8 protein-coding genes are annotated in these 7399 nt (G+C 73.4%); 5 read left to right on the plus strand and 3 right to left on the minus strand.

Translation table 11 applies throughout. The features are described from left to right. Positions 1–68: 68 nt before the first annotated feature. On the minus strand, positions 69–506 hold the full coding sequence (locus tag ACH34T_RS44360; RefSeq protein ID WP_396027051.1) for a DUF6069 family protein: 438 nt from the start codon (positions 504–506) through the stop codon (positions 69–71). 107 nt (positions 507–613) lie between these two features. Here ACH34T_RS44360 and ACH34T_RS44365 point away from each other — a divergent pair, with 107 nt between their 5' ends. Beyond that, positions 614–1033 carry a helix-turn-helix transcriptional regulator gene (locus ACH34T_RS44365; RefSeq protein ID WP_396027052.1) on the plus strand — a complete coding sequence of 140 codons (420 nt, stop codon included), beginning with the start codon at positions 614–616 and terminating at the stop codon, positions 1031–1033. A 166-nt stretch (positions 1034–1199) separates the two neighbouring features. Beyond that, the gene (locus tag ACH34T_RS44370; protein ID WP_396027053.1) at positions 1200–1652 is read left to right on the plus strand and encodes a VOC family protein; all 453 of its coding nucleotides are present in this window, start codon (positions 1200–1202) and stop codon (positions 1650–1652) included. Between the two features lie 82 nt (positions 1653–1734). Here the strand turns inward: ACH34T_RS44370 and ACH34T_RS44375 are convergent, their stop codons facing one another. Then, positions 1735–3162: a pyridoxal phosphate-dependent decarboxylase family protein gene (locus tag ACH34T_RS44375; protein ID WP_396027054.1), complete on the minus strand. Its 1428-nt coding sequence runs from the start codon at positions 3160–3162 to the stop codon at positions 1735–1737. A 343-nt stretch (positions 3163–3505) separates the two neighbouring features. Between ACH34T_RS44375 and ACH34T_RS44380 the strand changes: the two genes are divergently transcribed. Further along, on the plus strand, positions 3506–4384 hold the full coding sequence (locus tag ACH34T_RS44380; RefSeq protein ID WP_396027055.1) for a hypothetical protein: 879 nt from the start codon (positions 3506–3508) through the stop codon (positions 4382–4384). Positions 4385–4409: 25 nt separating this feature from the next. Here ACH34T_RS44380 and ACH34T_RS44385 read toward each other — a convergent pair whose 3' ends face one another. Then, positions 4410–5093, minus strand: a complete 684-nt coding sequence (locus ACH34T_RS44385) for a helix-turn-helix domain-containing protein (RefSeq protein WP_396027056.1) — start codon at positions 5091–5093, stop codon at positions 4410–4412. Positions 5094–5162: 69 nt separating this feature from the next. Between ACH34T_RS44385 and ACH34T_RS44390 the strand changes: the two genes are divergently transcribed. Both ACH34T_RS44390 and pyk read left to right on the plus strand, forming a co-directional pair. Continuing rightward, positions 5163–5720: a type 1 glutamine amidotransferase domain-containing protein gene (locus ACH34T_RS44390; RefSeq protein WP_396027057.1), complete on the plus strand. Its 558-nt coding sequence runs from the start codon at positions 5163–5165 to the stop codon at positions 5718–5720. Positions 5721–5860: 140 nt separating this feature from the next. Next, positions 5861–7291, plus strand: coding sequence for a pyruvate kinase (pyk, locus tag ACH34T_RS44395; RefSeq protein WP_396027058.1), 1431 nt, complete (start codon positions 5861–5863; stop codon positions 7289–7291). Positions 7292–7399: the final 108 nt, after the last annotated feature.

Consider the following 7399-nt stretch of genomic DNA (forward strand, 5'->3'; position numbering starts at 1 on the left):
CCGCTGGCGCGTCTTGCGAAACAGCCCGTCGCCCGGCGGGTCGTGGCTGTGCTCTGGTCCAAGAGAGGTCATCGGCCGGGGCGGCGCAGGAGGGGGAGGAGGGCGACGGCGACGGCGATGTGGATGATCGTCAGCACGGCGCGGGTGGCCGCCGACGCCTGCTCCAGGCCGATCGGCACGAACGACAGCACCAGGACGGCCCCGGCGAGGACGCTCCAGACCGTCCGGGCGTGGCGGGTGAACCGCTCCAGGACCGCCATCGTGCCCCAGCCCAGCAGCCCGGACACCGCGCTGATCAGGACGACGTCGAAGGTCTTCAGGTGGTACGCCTCGGTCTTGCCCGGGTCGGTCAGCAGGAAGTCGACGCCCGCCGCCGAGGCGACGAGGTAGAGGACGGTGCTGATCGCCACCGCCGCGGCGACGGCCGCGGCGCGCACGCGCCGGACGCTCCAGGTACGGGCGGGGGCGGAGTCGGCGGTGTTCCGGATCGTCGTCGTGGTGGTCATCGTGCGCTCCTTCGTTGCTTCCGGGCTGGTGTCGTCAGCCTCGCACCCGACAAACAGATTTGTCAAGACAAAAATAGTTGTCGGTGTGGATGTGCCAGCATCTAGGCATGGGAACAGCGACGTCCGCCCTGGACACGGAGGTGCTGCGCCGTATGAGGCTGGCCAGGGACGCCATGGACCGCGACTGGGCCGAGCCCCTGGACGTCGCCGCCGTCGCCGCGCGCGCCGGCTACTCGCGGTACCACTTCGTCCGGCTGTTCAACGACGTCTACGGGGAGACTCCGGGCCGGTACCTGGCGCGGCGGCGCGTCGAGCGCGCCCAGGACCTGCTGCGCACCGCGAACCTCACCGTCACCGAGATCTGCATGATGGTCGGCTTCACGAGCCTCGGCTCGTTCTGCACCCGCTTCAAGCAGCAGGTCGGGATGACGCCGACCGAGTTCCGCCGGACCGCCCGCGCCGGCGGCGCGTCCGCGATCCCCGGCTGCTTCGTGCTGTTCTGGGCGGGCGGCTTCCGCAAGGACTAGCGGGCGGCATCGGCGAGGATTCGCGGGCGGCTTCCGTGAGCACTCGCGGCTTCCGCGCGGGCCGAGGCCCGCTGAGCTGGGAAGGCAGCAACTTTCGAGAAGGCGGCCGGGCCGCCGGGCTCCTAGCGTGGACGCGCACGCTCAGCGTCACGAAGGAGACACCGAAATGATCACCAACCTGAGGCTGGCCACCGTCTGGGTGCTCGACCAGGACTCGGCCAAGGCGTTCTTCACCGAGAAGCTCGGCCTGGAGGTCCGCGACGACATGACGCTCGGCGAGGGCGGGATGCGCTGGGTCACCCTCGGCGCGAGGGACCAGCCCGAACTGAGCCTCGCGCTCATGGTCCCTGGCCCGCCGACGATGGACCCCGAATCCGCCGAGCAGATGAGGGCGCTCATCGCCAAGGGCGTCCTCGGCGCCGGGGCGTTCAGCACCGACGACTGCCAGGCCGACTACGAGCGGATGTCCGCCCTGGGCGTCGAGTTCCTCCACGCGCCGGAGAAGCGCCCCTACGGCATCGAGGCCGTCTTCCGCGACGACTCCGGCTGCTGGTTCAGCCTCACCCAGCCCTTCGAGAAGCTCGACGAGTCCGCGTCCTGGGGCGGCAGCGTCTCCTGACGCGGGAGGCGCCGCCGGGTCGCAGCCGGAGCGCACCGGCCCCGGCCCGGCGACGTCGCGTGCCGGGAGACGGCCCGGCGGATCAGGCGTCCAGGCGCGTGCCGAGTTCCCGCAGGACGTCGACCAGCCGCTCCACGTCCGCCTTCGTCGTCCGCCAGTTCAGCGGCGCCGGCCGGAACACCGTCATGCCCCGGTACGCGCTCGTCCCCGCGTAGACGCGGCCGTCCGCGAGCAGCGCCTCGCCCAGGCGCGCGTTCAGGTCGTCCAGGCGCTCCTCCGGGACGCCGTCCGGACGGTACCTGAAGCACACGACGCACAACTGCACGGGCGCGAGCAGCTCCAGGTCGGGCGCCGCCTCGACAAGCCCGCCCAGGTGCTGGGCGACGTCCAGATGCCGCTCCACCATCGTCCGGTAGCCGTCCCGGCCGTACGCGCGCAGCGTCGCCCAGATCGGCAGCGCCCGCGCCCGCCGCGACGACTCGGGGCCCAGCATGTTGTAATTGATCCGCTCGTCGTCGCCGTCCGGCAGGTACGCCGCGCCCCACGTCCCGAACGCGCGGGTCATCAGCGCCTGGTCGCGGACGAACGAGAACCCGCTCTCGTACGGCACGTTCAGCCACTTGTGCCCGTCCGCCGTCACCGAGTCGGCACGTTCCACGCCCGCCGCGAGATGGGCCGTCCGGGGCGACAGGGCGGCGAACATGCCGAACGCGCCGTCCACGTGCAGCCAGGCGCCGTGCCGCTCCGCGAGGTCGGCGAGATCGCCGATCGGGTCGGAGTCGCCGGTGTTGACCTCGCCGAGGTTCGCCACGATCACCGCCCGGCCGCCGAGCCGCGCCAGCTCCGCGTCCATCGCCGCGAGATCGACCCGCCCGGCGTCGTCCCGGGAGAACGTCCGGATCGTGTCCCGGCCGCAGCCCAGGATCTGCAGCGCCTTGCGGGTGCTCACGTGCACCAGCCCGCTGCTCAGCACCGGCATCGCCGGCAGCCCCGCCAGGCCGCGCGACGTCACGTCCACGCCGAACCGGTCCGCCCACCAGGACCGGGCGCACGCCAGCCCGGTGACGTGCGCGAGCGTCGCGCTCGGCGTCAGCACGCCCGCGAACGACGCGGGCAGCCCGAACAGCTCCTTCAGCCACCGCAGCGCCACCGTCTCCGCCCGCGTGGCCAGCGGCGACATCACCCACAGGCCCGCGCCCTGGTCCAGCAGCGACGTCGTCCAGTCGCCCGCCATCGCCGCCGGCGTCGCCCCGCCCACCACGAGATGGAAGAACCGCGGCCCGGACGAATGCGTCGCCGCCTCCGTCCCCACCCGCACCAGCCGTTCCACGGCCGCGACCGAGCCGTCCCCCTTCTCCGGCAGCGGGCCGTCCAGCTCGTCGAGCAGCGCGTCCCGCGACCGGTCGTGGACGGGACGCTCCGCGAGCCCCGCCAAGTACGGCCCCGCCGCCCGCGCAACCACGGCCAGCGGCTCACCTGCCACGTCACGTTCGTCAAGCGGATCACTCATGTCGCACAGCAGACCACAGAACGGGCCCCGTCCGGAACCGCCGTCCCACCGCCGCCGCGACCAGCCGATCGGCGGGGGACGGCCGCTTCCCGTGCGCCCCCTTGTAGTCTTCGGGCAGGTCGGCTACGGTCCCGCCAAGGTTCACCACTCGGCGGCGACGCTCGGAGCCATGGCTCGCCGCCCGTGGACCCGCTCGCTCCCGCACCCGCACGCGGGACATCAGGGGCCCGGTCACCCACCGCTGGGGTGGCCGGGCCCACCCCGTCCCGCGGGTGTCCGTTTCCTCCTGCGGGTGTCCGTTTCCTACAAGACCGGCCGGATGCGGCCGCTCTACGGTCGAGGCATGAAGGTTCTGCACGACACCGGCCTCGACCGCGCCGCGGAGTTCATGCGCGTCAACGGCCGTCTCATCGACCGGCACCGGTTCGCCCTCCACTTCCGCGGCGGACCCGCCGGGCCCGTCCTCGCCGCCCTCCGCGGCTACGAGAACCCGGACGGCGGCTACGGCCACGCCCTCGAACCCGACCTGCGCGGCGAGGGCAGCCAGCCCGTCCCCGCCCAGCACGCCCTCGATCTCCTCCACGAGGCCGGCGCGGACGACGACCCGGCCGTCGCCCGCATCGGCGACTACCTGGCGTCCATCACGGCGCCCGGCGGGGGAGTGCCGTTCGTGCTGCCGAGCGTCCGCGGCACCCCGCACGCGCCGTGGTGGCAGACGCCCGACGACCCGCCCGGCAGCATCAACCCCACCGGGGCCCTCGCCGGAATGCTGCACCGCGCCGGATCCGACCACCCGTGGCTCGGCCCCGCCACCGACTTCTGCTGGCGCCACCTGGAGGGCTCCGGCGCCGAGCCCGGCCCCTACGACGCCCTCTCCATCCTCACGTTCCTCGACCACGTCCCCGACCGCGACCGCGCCGAGGCCGCCTTCGCCCGCGTCCGCGACGCCCTCGCCGCGCCCGTCGCCCTCGACCCGCACGCCGAAGGTGGACAGCACTTCCCGCTCGACTTCGCCCCGCATCCCGGCGGCCACGGGCGCCGCCTCTTCACCGCCGACGTCATCGACGCCCACCTCGACGCCCTGACCGACGCGCAGGACGACGACGGCGGCTGGGACGTCGCCTTCCCGAGCTGGACGCCCATCACCCGCCCCGAATGGCGCGGCGTCATCACCGTCGAGCGCCTGCGGACCCTCCGCGCCTACGGCCGCCTCAAGCCCTGACTCCGAAAGGGGCTCGTGCCCTGGCTCACAGCAGGTTCCGGACGGGCTCGCCCGCCAGGTCCCGCACCTCGTGCGCGAGATGCGCCTGGTCGGCGTAGCCCGCCGCGAACGCGGCCCCGGCGAGCGGCTCGCCCGCCCGCGCCAGGCTCAGCGCCCGCTGGAACCGCAGCACCCGCTGCAAGGTCTTCGGCCCATAGCCGAACGCCGCCAGCGAACGCCGCCGCAACTGCCGCTCGCTGAGGCCGAGGCCGTCCGCCACGCCCCGCACCGAACCGGCGGCCACCCCGGCGACCACCCTCGGGACGAGCGGATCGGCGGGCCGCATCCGCTCCCGCACCGCCGCGACCAGCGCCGCGCGCGGGTCGCCGGCCGCCGCCACGGCCTCCGCCAGCCGGTCGGCCTCGCCGCCCCACAGGTCCCGCAGCGGGATCCGCCCGTCGCGGATCGCGTCCGCCGGGACGCCCAGGACCGGCGGCGCCGTCCCCGGCCCGAACCGCACCGCCGCCACCGCGTCGCCCGGCCGCATCACCGCCGGGATCGGCCCCGTGTCCGGCCCGGCCACGAGGATGCCCGTCTCCGACCAGATCAGATCCACGCAGCCGTCGGGCACGACGCGCTGCAGGAACGGCTCCGCGTCCCGGGGCAGCGCCGCCGTCCACGAGCACGCCAGCCCCGGCTCCGGGAACTCGCGATAACCGGTCGGATTCACACCTCCTGCATACCACCCGCCAATGACGGGCAGGGCCACGGGAAACCCCATCCGAACAGGAGAACGACCATGCCGAACAACGACCTCCAGGGCAGGACCATCGCCTTCCTCTGCGCGCCCGAGGGGACCGAGCAGGTCGAGCTCACCGAACCCTGGACGGCCGTCGAGCAGGCTGGGGGCACGCCCCGCCTGATCTCCACGGCGCCCGGACGCGTGCAGGCGTTCAACCACCTCGACAAGGGCGACACCTTCCCCGTCGACGCCACCGTCGACGAATCCGACCCCGGCGCGTTCGACGGGCTCGTCCTGCCCGGCGGCGTCGCCAACCCCGACTACCTGCGCACCCAGCCCAAGGCCGTCGCGTTCGCCAGGTCGTTCTTCGACGCCGGCAAGCCCGTCGCGGTCATCTGCCACGGCCCGTGGACGCTCATCGAGGCCGACGTCGTCCGCGGCCGCACGATGACGTCGTGGCCGAGCGTCCGGACCGATCTGCGCAACGCCGGTGCGACCTGGGTGGACGAGGAGGTGCGGATCTGCGAGGACGGGCCCAACGTCCTGGTCAGCAGCCGCAAGCCGGACGACCTCAAGGCGTTCGGCCAGGCCGCCGTCGAGGCGTTCAAGCGGTGAGCCGCGCCGTCTGGTCTAGACCTCGGTCTAGACCACTCGGTGAACCCCCGGCGACCATAACCTGCATGAATGTCGGTACCAGCGGGTAACAAGGTGTGGTCTGCGCGCGGGACCCGCTGAACGAAGTACTCTTTGTGCACGTGACCCGTCGAGCGAAGATCGTCAGCACCATCGGCCCCGCCTGCTCCAGTACGGAGCAGATCAACGCCCTCGTCGAGGCCGGCATCGACGTCGCGCGCCTCAATATGAGCCACGGCGACCACGCCGTCCACGAGGAGGTCTACCACCGGATCCGGGCCGCCGCCGACGCGACCGGACGCGGCGTCGGCATCCTGGCCGACCTGCAGGGCCCCAAGATCCGCATCGGCCGCTTCCCCGACGGTCCCGTCCGCCTCACCCTCGGCGACGAGTTCACCATCACCACCGACGACGTCCCCGGCACCCGCCGCGAGGTCTCCACCACCTACCAGGGCCTGCCCGGCGACGTCAGCCCGGGCGACACCGTCCTCATCGACGACGGCCGCGTCGGCCTCAGGGTCACGGGCGTCGACGGGACGCGCGTGCGCACCAAGGTCACCGTCGGCGGCATGGTCTCCGACAACAAGGGCCTCAACCTCCCCGGCGTCCCGGTCAGCGTCCCCGCCCTCACCGACAAGGACGAGCGCGACCTGCGCTGGGCCCTGCGCCTGGGCGTCGACCTCGTCGCGCTCTCCTTCGTCCGCACCCCCGCCGACGCCGACATCTGCTACCAGATCATGGAGGAGGAGGGCGTCCGCGTCCCCCTCATCGGCAAGATCGAGAAGCCGCAGGCCGTCGAGCGCCTCCCCGAGATCGTCGCCGCCTTCGACGGGATCATGGTCGCCCGCGGCGACCTCGGCGTCGAGCTGCCCCTGGAACAGGTGCCGATCGTCCAGAAGCGCGCCATCGAGCTGTGCCGCGAGAAGGCCCGCCCGGTCATCGTCGCCACCCAGATGCTCGAATCGATGATCTCCGCGCCGCGGCCCACCCGCGCCGAGACCTCCGACGTCGCCAACGCCGTCTTCGAGGGCGCCGACGCGGTGATGCTGTCCGGCGAGACCAGCGTCGGCCAGTACCCCGTCGAGTCCGTCCTGACGATGAGCCGCATCGTGCAGACCGCCGAGGAGGCCGCGCTGCACGCCACGCACACCCTGGAGCGGATGCCCGAGACCGTCGGCGGGGCCATCGCCCGCGCCGCCGCCGAGGTCGGCGCCATCGTCGGGGCCGAGGCGCTCGCGGCCTTCACGATGTCCGGCGAGACGGCCCGCCGCCTGTCGCGCTACCGCTCCCCGATCCCGCTGCTCGCCTTCACCTCGGTGCCCGCCGTCCGCGGCCGCCTCGCCCACGTGTGGGGCGTCGAGACGTTCGTCGTCCCGCACGCCGACCACACCGACGCCATGTTCGGCCAGGTCGAGCAGGCCCTCCTCGAACTCCGCCGCTGCCAGAAGGGCGACAAGGTCGTCGTCGTCGCCGGCTCGCCCCCCGGCACCCCCGGCTCCACCAACGCCCTCCGCGTCCACAGCATCGGCGACGCCATCGGCATCCACCACTGACCGCCACCCCCTCGCCGGGGCCCCCCCGCCCCCCCCCCCCACCCCCGGCTCGTCACCCGCCGCAACGACGAACACCCCCGCCTGGCCCAACTCCACGCCCTCCGCACC

This window comes from Actinomadura sp. 9N215, from assembly GCF_044326345.1.
Classification (GTDB): domain Bacteria; phylum Actinomycetota; class Actinomycetes; order Streptosporangiales; family Streptosporangiaceae; genus Spirillospora.

Excerpts from the sequence above, each read along its gene's own strand:
- ACH34T_RS44380 (WP_396027055.1), top strand. The coding sequence starts at position 3,506 with ATGAAGGTTCTGCACGACACCGGCCTCGACCGCGCCGCGGAGTTCATG.
- ACH34T_RS44370 (WP_396027053.1), top strand. The coding sequence starts at position 1,200 with ATGATCACCAACCTGAGGCTGGCCACCGTCTGGGTGCTCGACCAGGAC.
- ACH34T_RS44365 (WP_396027052.1), top strand. The coding sequence starts at position 614 with ATGGGAACAGCGACGTCCGCCCTGGACACGGAGGTGCTGCGCCGTATG.
- ACH34T_RS44375 (WP_396027054.1), bottom strand. The coding sequence starts at position 3,162 with ATGAGTGATCCGCTTGACGAACGTGACGTGGCAGGTGAGCCGCTGGCC.
- ACH34T_RS44360 (WP_396027051.1), bottom strand. The coding sequence starts at position 506 with ATGACCACCACGACGACGATCCGGAACACCGCCGACTCCGCCCCCGCC.
- ACH34T_RS44390 (WP_396027057.1), top strand. The coding sequence starts at position 5,163 with ATGCCGAACAACGACCTCCAGGGCAGGACCATCGCCTTCCTCTGCGCG.